This is a genomic window from Polaribacter dokdonensis (genome assembly GCF_024362345.1).
Taxonomy (GTDB): domain Bacteria; phylum Bacteroidota; class Bacteroidia; order Flavobacteriales; family Flavobacteriaceae; genus Polaribacter; species Polaribacter dokdonensis.
Genome location: NZ_CP101505.1, coordinates 1,075,858 through 1,099,965, shown reverse-complemented (window position 1 = coordinate 1,099,965; position 24,108 = coordinate 1,075,858). Strand labels below are relative to the sequence as shown.

The 24,108-nt window shown below is 29.9% G+C and carries 23 protein-coding genes; 20 read left to right on the top strand and 3 right to left on the bottom strand.

Translation table 11 applies throughout. From position 1 onward, the window contains the following. Nucleotides 1-45: 45 nt before the first annotated feature. The 13 genes from LPB302_RS05115 to LPB302_RS05055 all read left to right on the top strand — a co-directional run bounded on the left by LPB302_RS05115 (nt 46) and on the right by LPB302_RS05055 (nt 10,838). A complete protein-coding gene (locus LPB302_RS05115; protein ID WP_053975233.1) occupies nt 46-2,007 on the top strand; it encodes an AAA family ATPase in 1,962 nt (653 codons plus the stop codon). After that, nucleotides 1,997-2,587 (top strand): NUDIX domain-containing protein, encoded by a 591-nt coding sequence (locus LPB302_RS05110; protein WP_053975232.1) that lies wholly within the window; start codon nt 1,997-1,999, stop codon nt 2,585-2,587. Before LPB302_RS05115 ends, LPB302_RS05110 begins: the two co-directional genes overlap by 11 nt. Before the next feature lies 1 nt (nt 2,588). Further along, nucleotides 2,589-3,824, top strand: a complete 1,236-nt coding sequence (locus tag LPB302_RS05105; protein WP_053975231.1) for a DUF6638 family protein — start codon at nt 2,589-2,591, stop codon at nt 3,822-3,824. A gap of 38 nt (nt 3,825-3,862) precedes the next feature. After that, the gene (locus tag LPB302_RS05100; RefSeq protein ID WP_053975230.1) at nt 3,863-4,387 is read left to right on the top strand and encodes a hypothetical protein; all 525 of its coding nucleotides are present in this window, start codon (nt 3,863-3,865) and stop codon (nt 4,385-4,387) included. A 243-nt stretch (nt 4,388-4,630) separates the two neighbouring features. Further along, nucleotides 4,631-6,319: a hypothetical protein gene (locus tag LPB302_RS05095; RefSeq protein ID WP_053975229.1), complete on the top strand. Its 1,689-nt coding sequence runs from the start codon at nt 4,631-4,633 to the stop codon at nt 6,317-6,319. A 155-nt stretch (nt 6,320-6,474) separates the two neighbouring features. Beyond that, nucleotides 6,475-6,831: a DoxX family protein gene (locus LPB302_RS05090; RefSeq protein ID WP_053975228.1), complete on the top strand. Its 357-nt coding sequence runs from the start codon at nt 6,475-6,477 to the stop codon at nt 6,829-6,831. Then, a complete protein-coding gene (locus LPB302_RS05085; protein WP_053975386.1) occupies nt 6,831-7,232 on the top strand; it encodes an OsmC family protein in 402 nt (133 codons plus the stop codon). The genes LPB302_RS05090 and LPB302_RS05085 overlap by 1 nt, the downstream gene beginning before the upstream one ends. Nucleotides 7,233-7,314: 82 nt before the next feature. Then, entirely contained in the window at nt 7,315-7,899 is a 585-nt protein-coding gene (locus LPB302_RS05080) for an FMN-dependent NADH-azoreductase (RefSeq protein ID WP_053975227.1), read from the top strand. A 15-nt stretch (nt 7,900-7,914) separates the two neighbouring features. Continuing rightward, nucleotides 7,915-8,448: an NADPH-dependent FMN reductase gene (locus tag LPB302_RS05075; RefSeq protein ID WP_053975226.1), complete on the top strand. Its 534-nt coding sequence runs from the start codon at nt 7,915-7,917 to the stop codon at nt 8,446-8,448. A 31-nt stretch (nt 8,449-8,479) separates the two neighbouring features. Next, the gene (locus tag LPB302_RS05070; protein ID WP_053975225.1) at nt 8,480-8,728 is read left to right on the top strand and encodes a glutaredoxin family protein; all 249 of its coding nucleotides are present in this window, start codon (nt 8,480-8,482) and stop codon (nt 8,726-8,728) included. A 2-nt stretch (nt 8,729-8,730) separates the two neighbouring features. Continuing rightward, on the top strand, nt 8,731-9,168 hold the full coding sequence (locus LPB302_RS05065) for a MarR family winged helix-turn-helix transcriptional regulator (RefSeq protein WP_143032728.1): 438 nt from the start codon (nt 8,731-8,733) through the stop codon (nt 9,166-9,168). Next, nucleotides 9,165-10,034 carry a pirin family protein gene (locus LPB302_RS05060; RefSeq protein WP_053975223.1) on the top strand — a complete coding sequence of 290 codons (870 nt, stop codon included), beginning with the start codon at nt 9,165-9,167 and terminating at the stop codon, nt 10,032-10,034. The genes LPB302_RS05065 and LPB302_RS05060 overlap by 4 nt, the downstream gene beginning before the upstream one ends. 96 nt (nt 10,035-10,130) lie before the next feature. Next, entirely contained in the window at nt 10,131-10,838 is a 708-nt protein-coding gene (locus tag LPB302_RS05055) for a pirin family protein (RefSeq protein ID WP_053975222.1), read from the top strand. Between the two features lie 67 nt (nt 10,839-10,905). Here LPB302_RS05055 and LPB302_RS05050 read toward each other — a convergent pair whose 3' ends face one another. After that, nucleotides 10,906-12,291: an NAD-dependent succinate-semialdehyde dehydrogenase gene (locus LPB302_RS05050; RefSeq protein WP_053975385.1), complete on the bottom strand. Its 1,386-nt coding sequence runs from the start codon at nt 12,289-12,291 to the stop codon at nt 10,906-10,908. Nucleotides 12,292-12,301: 10 nt separating this feature from the next. Beyond that, the gene (locus tag LPB302_RS05045; RefSeq protein ID WP_053975221.1) at nt 12,302-13,042 is read right to left on the bottom strand and encodes an SDR family oxidoreductase; all 741 of its coding nucleotides are present in this window, start codon (nt 13,040-13,042) and stop codon (nt 12,302-12,304) included. 207 nt (nt 13,043-13,249) lie between these two features. Here LPB302_RS05045 and LPB302_RS05040 point away from each other — a divergent pair, with 207 nt between their 5' ends. The 4 genes from LPB302_RS05040 to ettA all read left to right on the top strand — a co-directional run bounded on the left by LPB302_RS05040 (nt 13,250) and on the right by ettA (nt 18,095). Beyond that, nucleotides 13,250-15,274 carry an NADPH-dependent 2,4-dienoyl-CoA reductase gene (locus LPB302_RS05040; protein ID WP_053975220.1) on the top strand — a complete coding sequence of 675 codons (2,025 nt, stop codon included), beginning with the start codon at nt 13,250-13,252 and terminating at the stop codon, nt 15,272-15,274. Nucleotides 15,275-15,342: 68 nt separating this feature from the next. Further along, nucleotides 15,343-15,957 (top strand): hypothetical protein, encoded by a 615-nt coding sequence (locus LPB302_RS05035; protein WP_053975219.1) that lies wholly within the window; start codon nt 15,343-15,345, stop codon nt 15,955-15,957. Nucleotides 15,958-16,167: 210 nt separating this feature from the next. Further along, nucleotides 16,168-16,350 carry a CAL67264 family membrane protein gene (locus tag LPB302_RS05030; protein ID WP_015480653.1) on the top strand — a complete coding sequence of 61 codons (183 nt, stop codon included), beginning with the start codon at nt 16,168-16,170 and terminating at the stop codon, nt 16,348-16,350. A 53-nt stretch (nt 16,351-16,403) separates the two neighbouring features. Beyond that, nucleotides 16,404-18,095, top strand: a complete 1,692-nt coding sequence (ettA, locus tag LPB302_RS05025) for an energy-dependent translational throttle protein EttA (RefSeq protein ID WP_053975218.1) — start codon at nt 16,404-16,406, stop codon at nt 18,093-18,095. A 444-nt stretch (nt 18,096-18,539) separates the two neighbouring features. Here the strand turns inward: ettA and LPB302_RS05020 are convergent, their stop codons facing one another. Continuing rightward, entirely contained in the window at nt 18,540-19,478 is a 939-nt protein-coding gene (locus LPB302_RS05020; RefSeq protein WP_053975217.1) for a hypothetical protein, read from the bottom strand. A 233-nt stretch (nt 19,479-19,711) separates the two neighbouring features. On the opposite strand from LPB302_RS05020, the gene LPB302_RS05015 reads away from it, so the two are divergent. The 3 genes from LPB302_RS05015 (at nt 19,712) to LPB302_RS05005 (ending at nt 24,108) form a co-directional block, all read left to right on the top strand. Then, nucleotides 19,712-20,203: a DinB family protein gene (locus LPB302_RS05015; protein WP_053975216.1), complete on the top strand. Its 492-nt coding sequence runs from the start codon at nt 19,712-19,714 to the stop codon at nt 20,201-20,203. Between the two features lie 87 nt (nt 20,204-20,290). Beyond that, complete coding sequence (locus LPB302_RS05010) at nt 20,291-21,265, top strand: serine hydrolase (RefSeq protein ID WP_082329797.1); 975 nt, start codon at nt 20,291-20,293, stop codon at nt 21,263-21,265. A 20-nt stretch (nt 21,266-21,285) separates the two neighbouring features. Beyond that, nucleotides 21,286-24,108 (top strand): Npt1/Npt2 family nucleotide transporter, encoded by a 2,823-nt coding sequence (locus LPB302_RS05005; protein ID WP_053975215.1) that lies wholly within the window; start codon nt 21,286-21,288, stop codon nt 24,106-24,108.

Genomic DNA, 24,108 nt, shown 5'->3' with positions numbered 1-24,108 from the left:
ATTTTTAGTTTAAGACTAAATTTCAATTTGCTTAAAGAGATACAAATGGAACACAATTCAACTTTTCCAATAAAACAAAACGAACTAGATGTACTTCGTGATGAAGCTACAGATTACATAAAATCTGTTCAATGGGAGCAAGGTAACAAAGCCAAAAGCAGAGATAAAGAAGGTAAAGACGATTCTATTTTATTGTATTTATCTAGAGCAAACAATGGTAGTTCTGTAGAAATTACATCAATTTCAAAAACAGTTTTAGCATTAAAAAAACGATTATTGCCAGACTCAATTGCAATTCCTGTAAACTTAAATCAGACTTTATTTGCATTACAAGAAGGCTTAACTTTAGGTGTTTGGATTAAAGATTCTTATTATGATGCCTCAGGTTTATCAGCTTTAAATGAACGTAAATCAGCATTGAATTCATCTCAAAAAAGAGAGTTTGAAAGTAAATTACAAACAGCAACAGCGTTTCAATTATTTGCAACAGCCTATAAAATTTTACATGACTTAAAACCAGCAGCTTCAGATGATTTATCTGTGATGAAACAAAAGTTTGCTGGTATTCCAGAAGTATCATTTTTATCACCTTTAAAAGGTATTGCTTGTGCTTTGTTTTACTTTGATAAATATTTAGGACATCCAGAAATCATAAAATCTGATAAGGATGTTATTGATTTTACTGTGGTGTATTTTGAAGCTTTAATTGATGAAATTCAACTACGTAAAAGTAGCTTAGAATACACTGAAACTATTGTTGATAGAACTTATAAGTTAGAAAACTCAGACTTTGCAGTTTCTGGTTGGGAAAATGTTTTTGCTGGGACTGCAAAAAGTGTTGAGTTTAATAAAATTCAGTTTGAGCAAATTGTAGGTAATAAAGATGCCAAACATTTTGCACGTAGGTTAACAGAAAGAATGTTGAGTTACGATTTTGAAACACAGAAAAATCCGTTTCAAGAATTGGGTGGATTTATGCCTGTTTTTATGGGATATGGAATTCCAGGTACAGGAAAATCGATGCTAATTGCAGCCATTGCAACTCGTTTAAAAGAACATTGTGATAATTTAGATATTCCGTTTTTATTTCATCCAATGCCAGATACATTAATCTCTACGTTTCAAGGAGGTTCTGCAGAAAAAATGGTAGAATGGATGAAGCCAATGCAAGACCCAACAAAAATTATTTTTGCGCCAATTGATGATGCAGAAAATAATTTACAAGAAAGAACTGCACAAGGAGTTTCTGCAGGAGTTAAAGAAGTTATTGGTGTTTTCTTAAGATATACAGAAGGTGCTTATGCTGTAAATTACGGAAATTCTTCAGTAGGTTTATTTACAAACTTACCAGAAATGTTAGACAAGGCTGTAATTTCTAGAATTCAGGGTAGATTTAAAATTGATGGAGCAAGAACAGAACACGATTTTTTAGATCAAGATTATATTTGGTGGAAGAAATTCGAAAAAACAATTCCTGATTTTGTGAATATGCAAAACCCAAAAAACTACGATTTTTTAAAAGATCAAGGGTTAACCAAAAGTATGGGAGAGATTTTAAATTCAATTGAAAAACCTTCAGAAGCAAGAGTTTTAGAGGCTTATGATATTGCAAGTCAAAAACACAATGCAAATGAGCATGAGTTCTTTTCGAGTTTGTATAAAGAGATTCAAAAGATATTTCCTTTCTTTTCATCAAGAGATGTTAGAAACATTCAGTCTGCAATTTCATTACGTTTAACAGATTTTGATTTAGAAAAAGATTGGTTCGAAAATCCTGATTTGTATTTCAAGAAAGATTATGAAACCAAATTCAATATGTTGCAAGAATTAATGAAAGCTAACATGAAAGGTTTAGATTTTTCTGAAATAAGAAGACAAGAAGTAGTACGTTATTTAGATAATGTTGCAACCATTGCAGATACCGATTTTAAACGTAAAGTTGATGCAAGAGTAAATCAATTAAATATAGATTTAGAAGCTAGAAAAAGTTTTGATAATGGAAACTAAACCTAAAATTAGTAATGTCTCAAAAACATTAAAATCTGATAATTGGGGTAAGTTAGAAGACTTAAATTTCGATTATTATTTTAATAATGGCACTTCTAAAAGATTATCTTTTGAAATGTATGGTAAAAGTGATGGAATAGCTGTTTTGCTTTACAACCCAAAAACAAACAAGGTAGTTTTGTCTAAACAATTTAGAGCACCTGTTTATAATCATAGTATTCAAAATGGATTTTTAGTGGAGGTTGTAGGTGGAGCAATAGATAAAAATGAATCACCAGAAAAGGCTGCCATTCGTGAAACTGAAGAAGAAGTTGGTTATAAAATACAAACTGTAGAAAAAGTAAGCACTGTTTTCTTATCACCAGGTATTGTAAATGAGAAAGTTCATCTTTTTGTAGGCGAATATTCTGAAGATCATAAAACAGAAAATGGTGGAGGAGTTGTAGCAGAAGATGAAGAAATAGAAGTTTTAGAGATTGATTTTATTGAAGCTTTGAAAATGATAGATAACCAAGAAATTATAGATGCAAGAACGATTATGTTATTGCAGTATGTGCAACTAAAAAAGTTGATGAAGTAAAATGCAAAAATTAAAACAAGCCAATTTATATAGAAACGAACTAATTCCAATAAGTGGAAAATTAGTAGAACGTTATAATAAATGTTTGGTGAAATTGGGTTTTACAGCAACCAAATTAACTTCTTTTTCTATTGATGGTATTGGTTGGAGCCCTGAAATTGCAGAAGAAAAAAACGAAGTATTTTACTTAAATAATGGTGAAGCAAATTCGCATGCAATTATAATTACACCATTACAAAAAGGTTTGCCAATTTATAACCCTTATCATTCGTATGATATAGAGTTAATGAAACTCGTGTTTAAAAATTACGCTAAAAAGATTCAAAATATTACTAGAGATTCAGCTTTATATTTAGATTTTGATCAACAAATAGATGTGTTTTATGAGCCTTTAGATGTACTAAAATATAAAGATATTACCATTAATTTTCATTTAATAGATGATTTAAAAAAGGCAAAGAAAGAGCAATTAAAACTTGTAGAAACTTTTAATAAAGATCATAATTTTATTGATGAAAATTTACATCAACAATTGATTACATCAGCCAAAAAATATGGAGATTTACGAGAAAGAGATATTGAGTTATTACCTATTATTTACACTTCAGACTCTTTTTATACTAAAGCTTTTGGAGGTGTTTATTTATTGAGGAATTTTATAAAACCAATTCTAATTTTTGAAGAGAAAGAAGCCTATAAAGAAGCAATAAATGATACCACTTACGATGTTTTGATGTTTCATGTTGCTCAACCAGAATTAATGAGCCAATTAAAAGATCATGTAATTATAGAATGCGATTTAGAAACGGAAGTAGGCTCTAAAAGATATGAGCGAATAAAGAAATTTATTTTTGGAGAAGCATTAAAAGAAACACAGCATCCTGTAAATGATATTTTAAAAGATAAAACCTTATTTAAAAGTTACTTAAATAAAATAGATTTAGAAACGCGTAAAAAGGTCATGAGTGCTGAGCGATATTTAGATAAAAAGAAGGTGAACAAAAATATTAGAATTGCAGATGTTGTAGATGAGCGATTGTATTTTGCTTTGCACAAACCACATTCTTCTTTAAGAGCCAATCATCAAGATTTAATCTGGAAGTTGCTCGTAAATATTGCTCCAAAAGACGTATTGTTTTGGTATTGGTATGATAAAGAAGATTTTTATACAAATTTTAAAACGTGGCAAGAATCTAAAAAAGATTGGGTTATAGATACAATTCGTAACAATTTTTAGAAAAATTAGACTAATATTACAAGAAACAGATATTTATTATGACATTAGAACTTATCATTTTTATAGCTTCCATCTTATTTGGTGCCATTATCTATTGGAGAGAATCTCAAGGAAATGGAGTATATCGTTTTTTTAATAAAATGATGAATTCTAAAGAATTGCAAATGAAGGCCTCAGATACAAAAGGCTTTGTCTATCAACAATCATTTTTATTGAGATTGGTTTTTATTGTGGCCTTATTTTTAATCGGAATTTTAGTAACTCGTATTTTAATTCCTATTGATTTAGCTACGATTTCATTATTTGTTTCTATGATTTTTGGAACCATAGTAGGTACTTATTTGGCAGGATTTATTTTTAAATCTTCAGAAATTATTGATGAACAGTCAGATTCTTTTGAAGATAAATTTCAAGATGTAATTGAAAAAGGGAAAGATTTTATAGATGATATTCAAGCTAAAGAACCAGTTGCCATAGAAAAGGCACAAGAAGAAATTGAAGAGCCTAAAGCAGAAAGTAAATCTGCTAGAGAACGTTTGAAAGATAAAGGTTATTTAAAATAATATTATGCAAAAGCTTAGGTACATAATTTTAATAACATCAATCATTTGTCTAATAGCCTTAATTCCTTACACAGGTTTTGACCCTTTTTTTACTTGGAAAAATTTAACACCACATTTAATATTACTGTGTTTGATTATATCAAATGCTGGTAGTATTATTTATGTAAACAAGAATAAAAAAACTAAAAATACAGTTGAGTAAAAAGCTATTGTATTCATAGTCTTAACTTATAATATACAAACATGATTAAAACATATTGGAACAAAGGTGCAAAGCAAAAAAGAATTACTCTTCTTTTAGTATTGGTAATTATTGCTTTATTGTTTTTTCTAAGAGATGATTATCAACCAGCATTACTGTTTTTCAGAAAATTTATATTCGTAATTACACTATGTGCAACAGTTTTGTTTTTAGGGATAAGAAGATTCAGAAAAACAGCAAGTACAGGTTCAAGATTGGGTATTCTTGGTTTATTGTTTCTCTTTTTTGGAGTTTTATATTATGTAGGGGCATCTTTAGGGATGTACAATTATGTAAAGACTTACAATGTTTTTAATGATTTAAATAGAATAGAAATTGTTGAGTTACCATTAACGCAAAATGAACGAATTCAGCCTTTAAGAAATATTTTTTCTATGGCCAATGAATCTGTAGGTGAAACCAAAGATGTTTCTTTACCACATTTGGTTAGAGTAGATGATTCTAACCAATGGACAATGGCTATACAACCTACAGAAAAGTATTATTGGCAAGGTATTAAAGACAATACAGAAGAGATATTTTCGGTGTCTAGTACAACACCTTTTCCACGTTTTTCGTCAGAAAATAGAATTCCAGTAACCTTTTCAATAGGTGAATCTTTACGATTTAGTAGAAACACTTACAATGCAGTTGTGCAGAGGTTTAATCCTTGGATGTTGTTTAATTACGAACCAAGTGATACCTATTATATGAAAAACGACAAAGGTGCTTGGGTACAAGTAGTAAGTTTAATAAAATGGAAAGGTTTCTTTTTTCCTTATCCTACTTTTGGGGGAGTAATGATTGTAGAAAATGGAGAACATAATTTTACGGATTATTTAGAAAGAATAACCATTGGTAAAGGAACTTTTATAGCTCCTGAAAACATGAAAGATTATCCTTTTTTAACCAAACAAAATACCTTGTCTGAAAAAGTATCACGTTTGCAAGCAGAAAGTTTAAAGTTCTTAGCAGGCTTTTCAGACCCTTTACCTTGGAATATGAAAAGTGCTGTAAAAATTCCTTTGGCTCCTAAAGATCAAAATCAACAACCTTATGTAACAGATTTCGATTTTTCAGATACTAATGTTGGTGCTTATAGTGGTCTGTATCATTGGTTTGGTCTAGAGCCAATAGGTGCAGAAAGAACCAGTTTAAGTTACAGTGTTTTTATTCCTGCAGATGGGTCAAATCAGTTTTATTTTTACGATCATGCATCTAAGAAACAAGGTTATGCAGGTGTTTCTGCAATGCCTTTAAAGGTAAAAGAATCTAAAAAAGAATATGATTGGAACTCGAATGCTCCAGTAGAATTTAGACCTTATATAAAGAATATTGCAGGTAAAAAACGAATGTTTTTCTTAGGTACAGTTTCTACAATTAGTAGTGATAATCCAGAACAATTTGATGGAGCAGCTACTCCAGATTTGGCTTTAGTAGATAGTGAATACAGAGATGTAGTTTGGATTAACGCCAAAAAACCAAGCACTTGGAATGAGGAGTTGTACATGCAACTAAATGAAGCTTGGAGAACTAGCGAAAACGAAAACTTATATTTTGAAAGAGAGAAAACAATCTTAGAGAAAAATCGTCAAATTTTAGATTCCATTCAACTACTTTCTAAGCAACAGAAGAAAATAGAAGAGATTGAACGTTTGCAAAAGCAAATCGATTCTATTAAAATGAATTAAACAAAGAATGTAATACCATAAAGGCATTTGTAATTTAGAAATGCCTTTATTGGTTATTTCAATAATTTTAAATCAAAATATTTCCTTGGATTTATTTTCCTTGGTATATAAAATTTAATTTTTGTACTTTTGTAATGAAAATTTAATCAATCATTATGAAAACAACAAAAATTATTTATTACATTTCTACAGGTTTACTTACGGTTTTAATGCTATTTTCAGTAAGCCAATATTTCTTTAATCACGAAGCTATTTCAGCTGCTTTTACAAGTTTTGGTTATCCTACTTATATTATTTATCCTTATGCTATAATTAAGCTATTGGGGTTATTGGCTATTTGGTTTATCAACAATACATCATTAAAAGAATGGGCTTATTCTGGTTTTTTCTTTGCATTTATATTAGCATTTTTTGCACATTATATGGTTGGTGATGGAGAACAAATGGGAGCCTTAGTTGCAACAATTCTTTTATTAACTTCTTACTTCAGTTGGAAAAAATTAAATACCTAATGAAACAACAAGCAGAAGTAACATTAACAGATAAAAAATATTTTGCTGAGGCTAAGATGAGAAATCATTTTTCTGTAATAGATGAACCTGTAAAAGCTGGTGGAGGAGATACAGGACCAACTCCTGTAGAGTATCTATTAACTGCAATTGGTGGATGTGTATCAATTACCTTAAGAATGTATGCAGATAGAAAAGGTTGGGACTTGGGAGAAATAAAGGTCATAGTATCACAAAAAGAAGAGCTTACAAAAGACGGAATTAAGAAATCTTTATTGGAAGAGATTTCTTTTGAGAAAGAGCCAACAGAAGAACAGAAAGCAAAATTATTAATTATAGCAGGTAAATGTCCTGTTGCTAAAATGGTTAAAGGAGAAACTGATATAGAAACTCAACTAAAATAGTTTAATTTCCTTGTAATTATATTCCTTGGAAAATAAATTTATAAATTGTACCTTTGTAGTGTAATTATTAATATATATCAACATGAAAATTTTAAATATAAATTCAAGTAGCAATAAAACATCATCTACATCTACAACATTTGCAGAAAAGGTGGTTGAGAAATTGGTTTCTGAAAACAAAGGTTCCACTGTAGTTACAAGACATACTACGTATTCAGATTTACCTTTTATAGATGAGTTTATCTTGGGTGCATTATTTCCTCAAGGAGAAAGAACTGCAGATCAGAATAAAGCTTTAGCAATTTCCAATAAACTAGTCCAAGAAGTAAAAGATGCAGATGTACTTGTTATTGGAGCACCAATTTACAATTTCTCAGTTCCTGCTTCTTTAAAAGCTTATTTCGATTTAATTGCGAGAGCAGGTTTAACATTTAAATATGGAGAAACAGGCCCTGTAGGATTATTAGAAAATAAGAAAGCATATATCGTAATTTCTAGTGGAGGTACAGAAGTAGGTAGTGATATCGATTTTGCAGGTAAATATATAGCGCACTTTTTAGGATTTTTAGGTATAACTGATATAGAATTTGTAAAATTAGACCAATTGATGTTTAGTAGCGAAACTAAGTTAGAAAGTGCAAATGAACAAATAGCAACTTTAAGTTAAAAAAAATAAATAGTTATGAAAAAAGTATTAGCGTTTGCAGGTAGCACAAGTTCTACCTCAATAAATAAAAAATTGGCAACATTTGCAGCAGAAAATTTATCAGAAACTGCTTTTGATGTAATTGATCTTAGAGACTTTGATATGCCAATTTACAGTGAAGATGAAGAGAATGAAAATGGTTTTCCAAAGAATGCAGAAAAGTTTTCTAATTTATTAGATAATTATGATGGCTTCATTCTATCTCTAGCAGAACACAATGGTTCTTATGCAGCAGCTTTCAAAAATATTTTTGATTGGAGCTCAAGAATTAACGTAAAAGTATTTAGAAACAAATCATTATTATTAATGGCAACATCTCCAGGAGCTAGAGGTGGTCAATCTGTTTTACAAGATGGTATGAGCAAGTTTCCACATTTAGGAGCAGCAAGTATTTCGTCTTTTTCATTACCTAGTTTTGGAGACAATTTTAAGGAAGGGAAAGTAGTAGATAAAGAATTATTAGAGCAGTTGCAAAATACGGTTAAGGATTTCGAAGAATCATTAAGTTAAATGTTTTGTGCTCCAACAAAAAATAAAGAATATGAAGATAGTATTATATGGTAGGCAAGGACATTCTTATACAGTTGCATTCAAGAATTTTTTAAATTCTACAGATGAAGATTATGTATATAAAGATGTAGCTAAGGATGCAGAAGCAAGAGAGCACAGTAAAAAATTGTATGGAGGTGTTGTAAAATATCCTACATTGTTTGTAGATGATCAGGTTTATTTAACACCAACTACAGAAGAGTTTAATAAAATTATGCAAGACTTAAAATTAAGAGCTTAATTATGGGAGATATTTCTAAAGACATAAAATCTAAATTTGCGAGCAATAAATTAAAGGCTTTAATCAATATTAAATACACATCTAATTGGTTAAATAGTCAAGAGAATGAGTTTTTTAAACCTTATGGAATTTCTCCTCAGCAATACAATATCTTAAGAATTTTAAGAGGGGCAAAAGCTAAAATGAAGGTGCAGATTGTTAAAGATAGAATGATTGAAAGAGCTCCAAACGCAACTCGATTAATGGATAAACTTTGTGATAAAAATCTAATTGAAAGAGAAAGATGTGAGAGTGATAGAAGAGTAGTTTATGTTAAAATTACCAATCAAGGTTTAGAGCTTTTATCGACCATAGATGACAATAAGAATTTATCCTTCTTAGAAAAATTATCAGATGAAGAAGCAGAAACGCTTAGTAATCTGTTAGATAAAATACGATGAAAAAATATAAAAGTATTCAACAGAAAGTAAATAGTCCTTTAGTAAATATGGGGCCTATTAAACTACGACAACCTTTACCAACAGAAGGTATAGAGAATGTAGATCCATTTTTGTTGTTACATCATTATGGACCTTATGCCATTTCTGAGTTTAATAATCCTTTCGATTTAGGTCCTCATCCTCATAGAGGCTTTGAACCTATTACATTGCTTTTTAAAGGAGAGCAATTACATAGAGATTCTCTTGGTAATGAAATGGTTGTAAAAGCTGGTGGAGTTCAATGGACAACTGCTGGTAGAGGAATAATACATGCAGAAGCACCAACTAAAGAATTTGTAAAAAAAGGTGGAGATTTAGAAGGTATTCAGCTTTGGTTGAATTTACCAGCTAAGGATAAAATGATCCCACCAAATTATCAACATTTAGAAGATGAACAAATTCCAAAAGTGTTTTCATCAGATAAAAAGGTACAATTAAATATTGTTGCTGGGCAACAAGCCAATGAACAAGGTTTAATAAAAACACAAACAGCAGTTAATGTTATTACAGCCAACGCAGAAAAAGATGGAGAAATTCAGATTGATCTTCCTGAGAATCATCAATCATTAATTTATCTTTTAGAAGGTGAAGTTTTGATTAATAATCAAGAAGTTCTAAAGAAGGGTGATATTCAAATGGTGGTGTTTAACACAGATGGAAATTCAGTTTTGTTTAAAGCTAATGAAAAGAGTACTCTTTTAGTTCTTTCAGGAGAACCAATAAGTGAAAAAGTTACTCAATATGGACCTTATGTAATGAATACGCAAACCGAAATTTTAGAAGCAATGCGTGATTTTCAACAAGGTAAAATGGGATATTTGTATTAATCAGATTATTAATTGATTAGAACTTATAGGATTTATAAATTTTTTTAATCTAGAATCCAGTAGACTATCAGCTTAATAATCTCAAAAAATAAAATTATGAAAAAAACAATTCACAAAGCAAACACAAGAGGATTTGCCAATCATGGCTGGTTAAAGTCATATCATACATTTAGTTTTTCAAGTTATCAAAATCCTGAACGAATGAACTTTGGCATGCTAAGAGTTTTAAATGATGATGTTGTGCAACCTAAAATGGGTTTTGGTACTCATCCTCATAAAAATATGGAGATTATTTCTATTCCTATTTCAGGAGCATTATCTCATAAAGATAGTATGAACAATCAACGTTCTATAGAAGTAGGAGAGGTACAAGTAATGAGTGCAGGAACAGGTTTAACGCATTCAGAATTTAATGATAGCAAAACAGATGAAACCAATTTCTTACAACTTTGGATTATTCCAGAAAAACAAGAAGTAGAACCTTATTATAATCAGAAATTTTTCGATATTCAAGATCTTAACAATCGTTTTCAGGTTTTGGTATCTCCAAAAGACAAGCAAATAGAAGGTTCTTTACCTATAAATCAGCAAGGTTATATCTATATGATTGATATGGATGAAAATTACACCACTGAATATGGTTTAAAAAATGGTGCTTACTTCTTTTTAATAAATGGTGCAATTGAGGTTGCTGATGAGAAATTAGAAAGTAGAGACGCAGTTGGAATAGAAGGTGTAGATAAGGTGAAAATTAAAGCTTCTAAAGCAAGTAAATTATTGGTGATAGATGTACCTATGAGTTAGGTTTAGATAATCGTAAAAAAAAATCGTCTTGAATTTCAAGACGATTTTTTTTGTTCTAATTTTAATGTTATTCGCTAAATGTTAATGCTTTTACATTTACGAACTCCTTAATACCAAAACCTCCATGTTCTCTACCAAAACCAGAATCTTTAACTCCACCAAAAGGCATTGCTGGATTTGCAATTCCAAAAGAATTGATAAATATCATACCAGTGTCAAAATGATCTTGAGCTAATTTTGTTGCTTTTTCTTCATCCTTAGAAAAGATCCCTCCTCCTAAACCAAATCTACTATCATTGGCAATTCTCATAGCATCTTCTGTGTCTTTTGCTTTTATTAAAGAAGCTACTGGTCCAAAAAGTTCATCATCATAGGCTGGCTGACCTGGTTTTACGTTATTAAGAACAGTTACAGGATAATAATATCCTTTACCTTCTGTAATTTCTCCACCACATAAAATTTCTGCACCTTTTTCTACACTTTCTTCTACTTGTTCATGTAAAGTTTCTCTTAAATCTTCTCTAGCCATTGGTCCCATTTCATAACTATCATCCATAGGATTACCAACTTTTACATCTTTCATAGCTTTTACAAAAGCCTCCTTAAATTGTTCATAAACAGCATCTACAACTACAAAACGTTTTGCAGCAATACAGGTTTCACCATTATTGTAAATTCTACCTCTTACACATTTTTCTACGGCTAACTCTAAATCAGCATCTTCTAAAACAATGTATGCATCATTACTACCCAATTCTAAAACTACTTTTTTCAATTCTACAGTAGCTTTCTGACCTACTTTTCTACCTGCACCAGAACTACCTGTTAAAGTAACTCCTCTTACAGCCTTATGTTTAATTACTTCATCTGATTGATCATGAGTAATCAACAATGTTTTAAATAGGTTTTCAGGTAAACCAGCTTCTACAAAGATTTTTTCTAATAATAAACCTGTACCAGTAACATTCGAGGCATGTTTTAACAATACTCCATTACCTGCCATTAAATTTACAATGGCATATCTAATTACTTGATAAGAAGGATAGTTCCAAGGTTGAATTCCATATACTATTCCAATGGGTGAAAAGGTTACAATTCCTTTACCACCTTTGGGTAATTTTCTATGATCTTCTTTTAATTCTTCTGGGCCATTAGAGGCTGTATATTCGCAAATACCTGCACACAAATCTACTTCATCCTTACTTTGAGACAATGGTTTACCCATTTCTTTAGTCATTAACTCAGCTAATTCATCTTTGTATTCCTTTAATTTTTCTCCTATCGATTTAATTATATCAGCCCTGTCTTTTAATGAAACTAACTTCCAACTTGAAAACTCCTCATGACAATTTTCGATAGCAATGTTCATTTCAGAATCTGTGATATAATTATAAGTTTCTAGTTTTTCTCCTGTTGCAGGATTTGTTGTAATTATTGTTTTTTCTTTAGTCATAGTTTGTTTTTTATTGTTGTTCACTAGGTAAAATGTGAATATTATTAATGTTTGCTCTACTAGGTTGATTTACAGAATAAAAAATTGCATTTGCAATGTCTTCAGCTTGTAGAGCTGTCATTTTTTGCATGTCTTTTAATTCTTCTTTGATATCTTCATCTGTGATAGTTTCAAACAAAGCAGTGTCTACAGCACCTGGTTCTATAGAAGTTACATTAATACCATGTTTAGCAGATATTTCTTTTCTTAAACCTTCAGAAAACATTTGCACTGCTGCTTTAGTTGCACAGTATACAGCTCCTCCAGGAAAATATTTATAAGCTGCAGTAGAGGAAATATTAATAATATGTCCGCCTTTATTTTCTATCAATGTTGGCAAAACAGCTTCTACACCATTTAAAACACCTTTAATGTTTACATCAATCATTGTATTCCATTCGTCTGTTTTAAGTTTTTCTACATAAGATAAAGGCATTAAACCAGCATTATTTACTAAAATATTTACGGTCCCAAATTCTTTTTTGGCTTGTGTAACAACATTTTTAAATTCTTCACTTTTTGTTACATCTGCAGTTACTACTAATGCAGTACCATTTTCCTCTTCAATTTTTTTAGCTAATTTTTTCAGTTTATCTTCACTTCTTGCTGTTAACACCACTTTTGTACCTTCTTTGGCCAATTTTAAAGCTGATGCTTCTCCAATTCCACTTGATGCTCCTGTAATAATTGCTACTTTATCTTTCAAATTCATATTTTATATTTTTTTGTTCTGCACAAATTTCAATCAATTTGAAAGATTTGATTATTGTTATCCATTGAATTTTTAGCTGAAATGAAATAGCAAAGGTTAAACAAAATGAGTTTTAGTAATTATCTTTATTTTCTAATTATTGATTTTAAGAAATAAAACTTATCTTGCAAAGTATTATGCATGCATAATAAAATTAATTTTATAATTATGAAGTACAAACACATATTTGAACCATTAGACTTAGGATTTACCACTTTGAAAAATAGAGTACTAATGGGGTCTATGCATACTGGATTAGAAGAAGAAAAAAACGGAATAGATAAGATTGCAGCTTATTATGCAGAACGTGCAAGAGGAGGAGTAGGTTTGATTGTTACAGGAGGAATTGCACCAAATATTCAAGGTTGGACAGGGCCTTTCTCTGCAAGAATGTCTAGTAAAAAACACGCAAAACATCATCAGAAAATAACAAAAGCTGTACATGCAGAAGGAGGAAAAATATGCATGCAAATTTTACATGCTGGTAGATATGGTTATCATCCATTTAATGTTGCACCATCAGCTAAAAAATCACCAATAACACCATTTACTCCATTTAAATTATGGGAATCTGGAATTAAAAGAACCATAAACGATTTTGTGAACTCAGCTAAACTATCGAAACTAGCAGGTTATGATGGAATAGAAATTATGGGTTCTGAAGGGTATTTAATCAATCAATTTATTGCGAAAAGAACCAATAAGAGAACAGATAATTGGGGAGGTGATTATGAAAACAGAATGCGTTTGCCTATTGAATTAGTAAAGCAAACAAGAGAAGCTGTAGGTAAAGATTTTATTATTATCTATAGACTATCTATGTTAGATTTGGTAGAAGGAGGAAGTTCTTGGGAAGAAATTGTAAAATTAGGAAAAGCTATAGAAGCTGCTGGTGCTACAATTATAAATACAGGTATTGGTTGGCATGAATCTAGAATACCAACTATTGCAACCTCAGTGCCTAGAGCTGCTTTTACTTGGGTTACCAAAAAAATGAAAGAAGAAATTAAAATACCTTTAATCACTTCTAATAGAATTAACATGCCAGAAACTGCTGAAAAGGTTTTAGCAGAAGGTCATGCAGATATGATTTCTATGGCTAGGCCATTCTTAGCAGATCCTGAATGGGTAAATAAAGCCAAAGCAGAAAAGAGCGATGAAATAAATACATGTATTGGTTGTAATCAAGCTTGTTTAGATCATGTTTTTCAGAGAAAAGTGGCTAGTTGTTTGGTAAATCCTAGAGCTTGTCATGAAACAGAATTAAATTATTTACCAACTATTAATAAAAAGAAAATTGCAGTAGTTGGTGCTGGTCCTGCAGGCTTAGCTACTGCTACTATTTCTGCTGAAAGAGGGCATGAAGTTACCTTGTTTGATGCTGCATCAGAAACTGGAGGCCAATTTAATATGGCAAAACAAATTCCTGGTAAGGAAGAGTTTTATGAAACGTTAAGATATTTTAATAAACAAATCGAATTGCATAATGTCAATTTGAAATTAGAAACAAAAGTATCTGCAGATGATTTAGCAAATTCAGATTTTGATGAAATTGTACTAGCTACAGGTATTAAGCCTAGAGAACTTAAGATTGAAGGTAGCAATCATTCTAAAGTACTAAGTTATATAGATGTTTTAAAGCACAAAAAACCAGTAGGAAAACGTGTTGCAGTAATTGGTGCAGGAGGTATTGGTTTTGATGTTTCTGAATACCTTTCACATGAAGGCGAATCTACTGCTGTAAATGTTGATGCTTGGTTAAAAGAATGGGGTATAGATAAAACCTTAGAGGCAAGAAGTGGTATAGAAGGTATTACTCCAGATTTTGAAGAATCTCCAAGAGAAATATTTATGTTTAAAAGAAGTAAAGGTAAATTTGGAGGAAATTTAGGTAAAACAACAGGTTGGATTCATAGGTCTACTTTAAAGAAGAAAAAGGTTCAATTTATAGGAGAAGTTGCTTACAATAAAATAGATGATGTTGGTTTGCATTACACCCAAAATGAAGAACAGAAAGTTTTAAAAGTAGATAATGTTGTTATATGTGCAGGTCAAACTCCATTTAAAGAATTATATCAACCACTTTTAGATTTAGGTAAAAATGTGCATGTTATTGGTGGTGCAGACTTTGCAAGTGAATTGGATGCAAAAAGAGCTATCAATCAAGGAGCAAGATTAGCAGCTAAACTTTAATTCTTTCGATATTTAGCAAGTTTTTAGAAATATTTTCATCTAAATCTATATAAATACAATCTTATTATATGAAAAAAATATTTTTAATTGCAATTCTTTTAATCTCATCCTTAATTTATGCAGAGCCTCAAAGAGGAGGAGGAATGAGAGGTAGGTCTTCTCAAAACAATGATAGACAACCTGAGGCTAGAGAAATTAAGGAATTTAGTGCAGCTGAAGCAGCAGGTATATTTTACTATGATGTGCCAAAAGTTTTAAAGAAATTAAAAATTAAAGACGTCACTATTAAAACTCAAGTTAGAAGGTCTTTAAGAACTTATAATTTTAAAGTAAAGGAAATTGCATTACTCAATAAAGAAAATTTTGAAGATTTAAATGCAATTATAAAAACTGCAAGATCAGCAAATAGGTCAACTTCAAATTATGAAAACAACAATCAGAATAATGGGCCTAATGTTAGACAAAAAGTTGGTGAAGTAATTAGACCAATAAGAACTAAAATTATAACTTTAGAAGAAACTTTAAATGAAAGTTTAATTGCTGTATTAAGTGAAAAACAAAATAAAAAGTGGATTAAATATCAAGAAGATATAAAAGAAGACATGAAACCTAAAAGACCTAATAGAAATCAAAATAATAATTCTCAAAACCAGAGAAGAGGTGGTCAGAGAAGAGGTTTTTAGATATTATTAATTACTAAATAAAGGTAAAGAGCGCTAGTATAGTGCTCTTTTTTATTTATTATAATTCTTTTCTTTTAAACTTTAATAACAAAATGATGAAGCTGTATTTGCCAAATTTTAAAGCAAATTGTTTATATGCAGAAGCTAAAACGTTAAAATAAACGAAATAAATTATCGATATTTGCCAACTAACAAAAAACTTAGAGATTTATGTCGATGAATAAAAACACCGTTCTTGGTTGGGCTACTATTTTAATGATTTTGATGGGCGTTATTTTAATATTGATGGGCGCTTACAGATATGAAGATGTTGCTGGTTGGGGGTTTGCTACAGTTGGTATAGGCTTTTTCTGTATAGCTTGGGTTTTTAACGCGCTAAAAGGAAGGGTTTAATAACTACTTTCATTAAAAAAAATAATAATACACAACTATAAAAATTTATTAAAATGAGTGATGATAAGAAAGTAATCTTTTCCATGAATAAGGTTTCAAAAACCTATCAATCAACAGGAAAACAAGTTTTAAAAGATATTTATTTAAGCTTTTTTTATGGAGCCAAAATTGGTATTCTTGGTTTAAATGGTTCAGGTAAATCTACCCTATTAAAAATAATAGCAGGAGTTGAAAAAAACTTTCAAGGAGATGTAACTTTTTCACCTGGCTATAAAGTTGGTTACTTAGAGCAAGAACCACAATTAGATCCAGAAAAAACAGTATTAGAAGTTGTAAAAGAAGGTGTTGCAGAAACTGTGGCCATATTAGATGAATACAACAAAATAAACGATATGTTTGGTTTAGAAGAAGTGTATTCTGATGCTGATAAAATGGAAAAACTAATGAATCAGCAGGCTGAACTTCAAGATAAAATTGATGCAGCCAATGCTTGGGAATTAGATACCAAATTAGAAATAGCAATGGATGCTTTAAGAACCCCAGATTCTGACAAAAAAATTGGTGTACTTTCAGGTGGAGAAAAAAGACGTGTTGCTTTATGTAGATTGCTATTACAAGAGCCAGAAATATTATTATTAGATGAACCTACCAACCATTTAGATGCAGAATCAGTACATTGGTTAGAGCATCATTTAGCACAATATAAAGGAACTGTAATTGCAGTAACTCACGACAGATATTTCTTAGATAATGTTGCTGGTTGGATTTTAGAATTAGATAGAGGAGAAGGTATTCCTTGGAAAGGAAATTACTCTTCTTGGCTAGACCAGAAATCTAACAGAATGGCTCAAGAAAGCAAAACAGCTTCAAAACGTCAAAAGACATTAGAAAGAGAGTTAGAATGGGTTCGTCAAGGAGCAAAAGGTCGTCAAACAAAGCAAAAAGCACGTTTGAAAAATTATGACAAATTAATGAGTCAAGACCAAAAGCAAGTAGATGCAAAATTAGAAATTTACATTCCTAATGGACCACGTTTAGGAACAAATGTAATTGAAGCAGAAGGCGTTTCTAAAGCTTTTGGAGATAAATTATTATATGAAGATTTAGCTTTTAATTTACCACAAGCAGGTATTGTAGGTATTATTGGGCCAAATGGAGCAGGTAAAACTACCATCTTTAAAATGATTATGGGTGAAGAAAACCCAGATAAAGGAACTTTTAAAGTGGGTGAAACAGCTAAAATCGCTTATGTAGATCAAGCTCATTCAGATATTAATCCTGATAAAACAATTTGGGAGAATTTTTCTGATGGACAAGATTTAGTAATGATGGGAGGTAAACAAGTAAATTCTAGAGCTTACTTAAGTAGATTCAATTTTTCTGGAAGCGAACAAAACAAAAAAGTTTCAACACTTTCTGGAGGAGAGAGAAATAGATTGCATTTAGCAATGACTTTAAAAGAAGAAGGAAACGTTTTACTTTTAGATGAGCCAACCAATGATTTAGATGTAAATACGTTAAGAGCATTGGAAGAAGGTTTAGAAAACTTTGCAGGCTGTGCAGTTGTTATTAGTCATGATAGATGGTTCTTAGACAGAATTTGTACTCATATTTTAGCGTTTGAAGGTGATAGCCAAGTTTATTTCTTTGAAGGTTCTTTCTCTGATTATGAAGAAAACAAGAAGAAACGTTTAGGAGGAGATTTAATGCCAAAACGTATTAAGTATAAGAAATTAATTAGATAAAAAAACCTCATTTAAATTTGATATTAAATGAGGAAATCAATTACGAGTGATTTTTACGAAAGTTGGGGGAATCACAAAGTTAGCGAATAAGATAACTTTCCAAAATAGGAAAAACACCCTTTTGGAAATTTTAACAGCTAATTATAAAAAGATTGTAGGCTTGTAATAGGTAGTTTTTGAAACTTATTCTTAAAAATAAGTTCGAATCAAAAAGAGTTTAGATTGTTTCTACGTAATTGTAAAAAATAAAAAAACCTCATTTAATTTGATATTAAATGAGGTTGTTTGTTAAATGTAATTTAACATTTGTGGGGGACTCTAGTCAAAGATATAGATTATATTAACTTTCCAAATAGGAAAAACACCCATTAAAGAAAACAAAAACCCCATTAGTTCTAATGGGGTTTTTTAATAATAGTAATTTATAATAAACTTTAACTTAACCTAACTTCTTCTTCTTTTAGCATTACTATTACCAGTGCTTTTATTTTTAGAAGTTCTTGTAGACCTTGTTTTTACTACTTTTTTAGTACTTCTAGTGTTAGCTCTTTTATTATTAATACTTTTTGTATTCGTCTTTCTTGAATTTTTAATTACACTATTCTTATTACGATTTACATTAGTACTTCTTCTAGTTTTGCTATTTACTTTAGAAGTGTTTCTATTAACGTTATCTTTTCTGTTACTAATATTAGTATTTCTTCTATTGTTATTTACCTCTCTTGCTTTTCTGTAAGAATTGTTTCTATTTCTGTTAATAGTATTTCGTCTATTTACATTAGCATTAGATTTTCTTCTTTTAATAATAGTACTTCTTTTACCAATTCTTGCATTTGGTCTTGCTTTGTAATAATAGAAGTTTCTGTCTTCTCTAAATTGAGTATAGTTTCTTCTAAAATCATTTCTAAAGAAATATGGATCATTATATACAAAAACATCACCAAAACTCACATTAAATCTAACACCACTATTGTAATAGAAGTCTCTTACATTTCCATAAAAAACAGGATATCCCCATCTGTTATAGTTTACTCTTAAATCTCCAACTCTAACTAATCTGTTTCTGTTGTATCTCATGAAAACATCCCCAATTCTAGTTACATTTCCAAATCTATCATACCTAATAAAAACATTACCAACTGTTCTTATACGTCCGTTAAAATCTCTATTAATTCTAACATTTCTATTTCTTAAACTTGTATCGAAATCAAAATCGCCATTTGTAAAAATGAAGAACTCTATTCCGTTTTCAAAGAAATTAACAGAATTTTCATAAGAGTAGTTAAACACCCTAAATCTGTTTGGTAGGTTTTCGCCAGTTTTGGCTTCAACAGAGGAAACCATCATGAACATTCCTAATAATATAAGTATACCTTTTTTCATAATATATGGTTTAAAGGGTTTTGTCTACTCTAATTGCTTTTCGACTTCCGCATTTGATAAGTATATTTTCAAAGAGCGTGCCAAAATTTAAAATCTGTGTTTATACTCTTATTGTAATGTTTTTAAGTTACTTAAAATCAATCAATTAAATTGTATTAATAAATTAATTTAGATTTATTTAATTTGCTCTTTTATTTTTTATTATTTTACAAATTGATAGGAAAACAACATTAATGATAACAGCAATTGAAAAGAATTTACAAAAGGGTATAAAATTATTACAAACAGTTTCTAATGACGATTACACTAATAGTTCTATACCCCCTTATTATTCTACAATTGGCTGTCATATAAGACATATTTTGGATATTTTTTCTTGTGTTTTTAATGGTTTAGAGTCTAAAACTATAGATTTTACAAAAAGAGAAAGAAATGAAATGGTAGAGTCTTGCATTAGTGAAGGCTTACGTTATTTTGATGATATCATCACAGAATTAAAGCAACTTACAAAAGAGGATTTAAAGACAGAAGTTCTTTTGGTTGATAATTTAGGATTAGGTAATGTTACTTCTAAAACAACATTAAAAGCTGTATTAATGCAGGTACAAAGCCATACAACTCATCATTATGCAAGTATTGGTTACTTAATTTATCAATTAGGTATAGAATTACCTGATTCAGATTTTGGTTTCAACCCAACAACTCCCAAAAAGGTTATTAATTAAGGGTTTTTGGAAAACCTTAACACTTATTATTTAGATATTGGCATTTGTTTTGTATCTTATTTAAGGAGATAAAAAATTGAAATTAAAATGAAATATTTAAAATATAAATTAGGTTTATTAACACTACTAACTTTTTGTTGTATTCTGTCTTTAAAAGCGCAGAATTCAACAGATTTATTAGATGAAACTTATATCTATTTGCAAAAACATTATGGTAATACAAAAGTAGATTTACCAATTACGCTTAATAGAGCCATTAAGCCTATTCATGAAATAGAAGATACAGATTTACAGGTTGCTTTAGAGAAAGAAATAAATAGGAATAAAACCTGGAGACGTTTGGTAAAAGGTAAGCAAATGTCTGTGGCAATTGTAGATTTAAGTGATAGCACAAAGTTTAGATATGCAGGTGTGAATGATAATCATATGATGTATGCAGCAAGTTTGCCAAAAATTGCAATTCTTTTGGCAGTTATCGATGCTATTGATAAAGGTGAGTTAGAATACACAGACGAATTAAAAAGAGATTTACGTTTAATGATTAGTAAATCTAACAATAGAGCATCAACTAGAAATATTGATAGAGTTGGGTATAAAAAAATTGAGCAAGTTTTAAGAGCACCAAAACATAAATTGTATGATGAAGAAGTTGGTGGTGGTTTATGGGTTGGTAAAAGATATGCTTCTGCAGGTAAAAGATATCCAGATCCTATAAAAGGATTGAGTCATGCTGCTACAACAAGACAAGTTTGTAGTTTTTATTATCAGTTGGCATTAGGTAATTTAATTAGTACAGAACGTTCTAAGGAAATGCTTCAAATAATGAAAAAGCCAGCTTTGCACCACAAATTTGTTAATACTTTAGATAAAGTAGCACCTAAAGCAGATGTGTATAGAAAATCAGGTTCATGGAGAAATTATCATTCAGATTCAGCTTTGGTTTGGGGACCAGATAGAAAATATATTATTGTGGCTTTAATCGATTACGATTATGGAGAACAAACTATTAGAGATTTGGTAATTCCGTTAGAAAAAGTACTAAAAAATTCACGTTCTTTATAGTCTTAAAGAACTATAGAAAATTGAAAAAGCTAATTTACAGAACATTTGGATTAAGAGATGGAGAAATTTTCATCTCTTTTTTAATGCAGTTATATATCTTTTTGATTATAACAGTATTACTTATTGTTAAGCCTACTGTAAATGCTTTATTCGTTTCTGAATTAGGTGCAGATAATTTACCTTACGGATATTTGTTAGTAGCTTTAACAGCTGTTATAACTACATATTTCTATAGTAAAGCCATAAGAAAATACTCTTTAGTTAAAATTACTGTATTATCATTAATAGTTTTTAGTGTAGTATTTACAATTCTAGGCTTCCTACTTAATTTAGACTACCTCAATCACTTTATACTGTATTTTTATTACGTGTTTGTATCTCTATTTGCTGTAGTTGCAACATCGCAATTTTGGATTTTTGCAAACATGGTATTTAATGCAAGAGAAGCTAAAAGGATTTTTGGTTTTATTGGTGCAGGAGCAATTGCAGGTGGAATTTTTGGTGGTTATTTAACTAGTTTTATTGCCAGCAGTTTTGGTAAAGAATACACGGTTTTTGTAGCATCGATTTTATTGTTGGTTTGTATACCAATATTAAGAGAGGTTTATAAGCTTAAAATTAGATATCTAAATAGCTTTAAACGAAAGCAAGTAATTGCAAACCAAGATCGTTTGGAAAGTTCATCTTTAAAATTAATTTCGAAATCAAAACACCTTACTTATTTAGCAATAATTACAGGAATAGGAGTAATTGTAGCCAAATTGATCGATTTTCAGTTTAGTGATTTTGCTCATAAAGCTATTCCTAATTCAGATGAATTGGCATCATTTTTTGGGTTTTGGTTTTCTACATTTAACGTGGTTGCATTAACTATTCAGTTATTTTTTACCAATAAAATTTTACACAAATTGGGTGTGTCATCTTCATTATTAGTACTTCCTTTAACTATTGGTTTAGGTGGTTTACTGTTTTTAACTTTTCCAGAATTATGGGTGCTAATTATTATAAAAGGTATAGATGGTAGCTTTAAACAAAGTTTAAATAAAGCAGCTGTAGAGCTTTCAATAATGCCAATTCCATTGCAGATTAAAAACCAAGCTAAGTCTTATATAGATGTTGCTGTAGACAGTATAGCTACTGGTTTGTCTGGCTTTATGCTAATTTTCTTTATCAGAAAGTTAAATTTGAGCACATCATACATTACTGTAATTGTATTGCTTTTTGTGTTTATTTGGATTATACTTATTTATAAACTAAGAGAAGCGTATTTTGAATCTTTCAAGAAAAACATTCAAAAGAATTTATCTTTTATTAATGCTAAAAAAGAAAAGTCTAAGAAAGAGAATAATCTTTTAGACATTAAAAATGTTTTCGAAAAAGGTGATGAAGAAGAGATTTTAAATATGTTCGATCGTTTAAAAGGGTATAAGTTTAAGGTGCTACAGAAACCTGTTATTCAACTTTTACAACATCCATCACCAAAAGTTAAAGTAGCAGCAATAGATTATTTAGATGCTTTTAATGATAATAATATCCTTTCTGAAATTGCTACTTTAATTCATGATACAGACGAAACTTTGGTGTATGTGGCTTTAGATTACTTGTTAGAACATTCTAGACAAAAAGAAAAGACATTTTTTAATACGTACTTAGATCATGAAGAAGAATACATTGCAAATGGAGCATTATTAGCTTTGGCCAAGCAAAGTATGAGTAATATTTCCATTGGTAAATATTATCAATTAGAAAAAAGATTAGAGCAGAAGATAAATGAATACATTGTAAATAGAGAATCTATTCGTAAAGAAATTGTGGCTGGATTGCTATTAAGTATTGCTTATTCTAGAATGACGAATCATTATGATTTTATCATAGAACACTTACATAATCAAAAATCTTATATTACCAAGTTTGCTACAATAGCAGCAGGTATTACTTCTAATGAGATTTTTATAAAAGATTTATTGAATCTTCTAAATAACAAAAGACATAGAAAAAGAGCAGTTAGAGCATTAAAGAGTTATGGACCAAGAATTATAGATGTTTTATTAGAACTAGAAAAACACGATGATTTAAATTCTAATATTAAAAAGCATATTCCTAAAATTGTTGGAGCGTTTGAGAATGAGAAATCTCTTAGTATTTTAGAGAAAATTTTACGAAGTATAAATTCTACAAGTAGGTTAGAGGCAACAAAAGCGCTTAGAAAAATTCGTCGTAAAAATGAGGAACTTACTTTATCTAAAAGAGTAATTCGTAAACAAATTGCTAAAGAAAGCATTTACTACAAAAAGGTTTTAGCTTGTATTATTTCTTTACAACATTTAATAAATAAAGACTTGGTTGATGAAGTAAATACTGAAAATCAAACACTTTATGAAGGTAGAAAGATTTTAAGTGATGCTCTAGAATTGGAGTTAATAAAGTCTTTTTCTATCATCTTTAATTTATTAAGTCTCTTATATACAGAAGAAGATATTCAAATTACGTTTGATGCAATAAAAAGTAAGAATAAAGAAGCCAAAATAAACTCTCTAGAATTACTAGAAAATCTTTTAGATAGTAGTATTAGAACAATGGTTTTTTCAATATTAGAGCATGAAGTTTTAGACGAAGACCATTACAATACAACAACAATGCATATTACTATTTTAACAGAATTAGAACTGTTGAAAACTTTAATGAAAGTAAGTGGTAGTGGAGTAAGACATTCAGCTGTGAATTATATTAAAATCTCAGGAGATAAAGCATTAATACCAGCATTATTACCAATAAAAAAGTATCGTAACAAAATTGTAAAACAACTTGCAAACGATACTTATTTAAGTCTAAAAAGAGGTTAG

Excerpts from the sequence above, each read along its gene's own strand:
- LPB302_RS05115 (WP_053975233.1), top strand. The coding sequence starts at position 46 with ATGGAACACAATTCAACTTTTCCAATAAAACAAAACGAACTAGATGTA.
- LPB302_RS05110 (WP_053975232.1), top strand. The coding sequence starts at position 1,997 with ATGGAAACTAAACCTAAAATTAGTAATGTCTCAAAAACATTAAAATCT.
- LPB302_RS05105 (WP_053975231.1), top strand. The coding sequence starts at position 2,589 with ATGCAAAAATTAAAACAAGCCAATTTATATAGAAACGAACTAATTCCA.
- LPB302_RS05100 (WP_053975230.1), top strand. The coding sequence starts at position 3,863 with ATGACATTAGAACTTATCATTTTTATAGCTTCCATCTTATTTGGTGCC.
- LPB302_RS05095 (WP_053975229.1), top strand. The coding sequence starts at position 4,631 with ATGATTAAAACATATTGGAACAAAGGTGCAAAGCAAAAAAGAATTACT.
- LPB302_RS05090 (WP_053975228.1), top strand. The coding sequence starts at position 6,475 with ATGAAAACAACAAAAATTATTTATTACATTTCTACAGGTTTACTTACG.
- LPB302_RS05085 (WP_053975386.1), top strand. The coding sequence starts at position 6,831 with ATGAAACAACAAGCAGAAGTAACATTAACAGATAAAAAATATTTTGCT.
- LPB302_RS05080 (WP_053975227.1), top strand. The coding sequence starts at position 7,315 with ATGAAAATTTTAAATATAAATTCAAGTAGCAATAAAACATCATCTACA.
- LPB302_RS05075 (WP_053975226.1), top strand. The coding sequence starts at position 7,915 with ATGAAAAAAGTATTAGCGTTTGCAGGTAGCACAAGTTCTACCTCAATA.
- LPB302_RS05070 (WP_053975225.1), top strand. The coding sequence starts at position 8,480 with ATGAAGATAGTATTATATGGTAGGCAAGGACATTCTTATACAGTTGCA.
- LPB302_RS05065 (WP_143032728.1), top strand. The coding sequence starts at position 8,731 with ATGGGAGATATTTCTAAAGACATAAAATCTAAATTTGCGAGCAATAAA.
- LPB302_RS05060 (WP_053975223.1), top strand. The coding sequence starts at position 9,165 with ATGAAAAAATATAAAAGTATTCAACAGAAAGTAAATAGTCCTTTAGTA.
- LPB302_RS05055 (WP_053975222.1), top strand. The coding sequence starts at position 10,131 with ATGAAAAAAACAATTCACAAAGCAAACACAAGAGGATTTGCCAATCAT.
- LPB302_RS05050 (WP_053975385.1), bottom strand. The coding sequence starts at position 12,291 with ATGACTAAAGAAAAAACAATAATTACAACAAATCCTGCAACAGGAGAA.
- LPB302_RS05045 (WP_053975221.1), bottom strand. The coding sequence starts at position 13,042 with ATGAATTTGAAAGATAAAGTAGCAATTATTACAGGAGCATCAAGTGGA.
- LPB302_RS05040 (WP_053975220.1), top strand. The coding sequence starts at position 13,250 with ATGAAGTACAAACACATATTTGAACCATTAGACTTAGGATTTACCACT.
- LPB302_RS05035 (WP_053975219.1), top strand. The coding sequence starts at position 15,343 with ATGAAAAAAATATTTTTAATTGCAATTCTTTTAATCTCATCCTTAATT.
- LPB302_RS05030 (WP_015480653.1), top strand. The coding sequence starts at position 16,168 with ATGTCGATGAATAAAAACACCGTTCTTGGTTGGGCTACTATTTTAATG.
- ettA (WP_053975218.1), top strand. The coding sequence starts at position 16,404 with ATGAGTGATGATAAGAAAGTAATCTTTTCCATGAATAAGGTTTCAAAA.
- LPB302_RS05020 (WP_053975217.1), bottom strand. The coding sequence starts at position 19,478 with ATGAAAAAAGGTATACTTATATTATTAGGAATGTTCATGATGGTTTCC.
- LPB302_RS05015 (WP_053975216.1), top strand. The coding sequence starts at position 19,712 with ATGATAACAGCAATTGAAAAGAATTTACAAAAGGGTATAAAATTATTA.
- LPB302_RS05010 (WP_082329797.1), top strand. The coding sequence starts at position 20,291 with ATGAAATATTTAAAATATAAATTAGGTTTATTAACACTACTAACTTTT.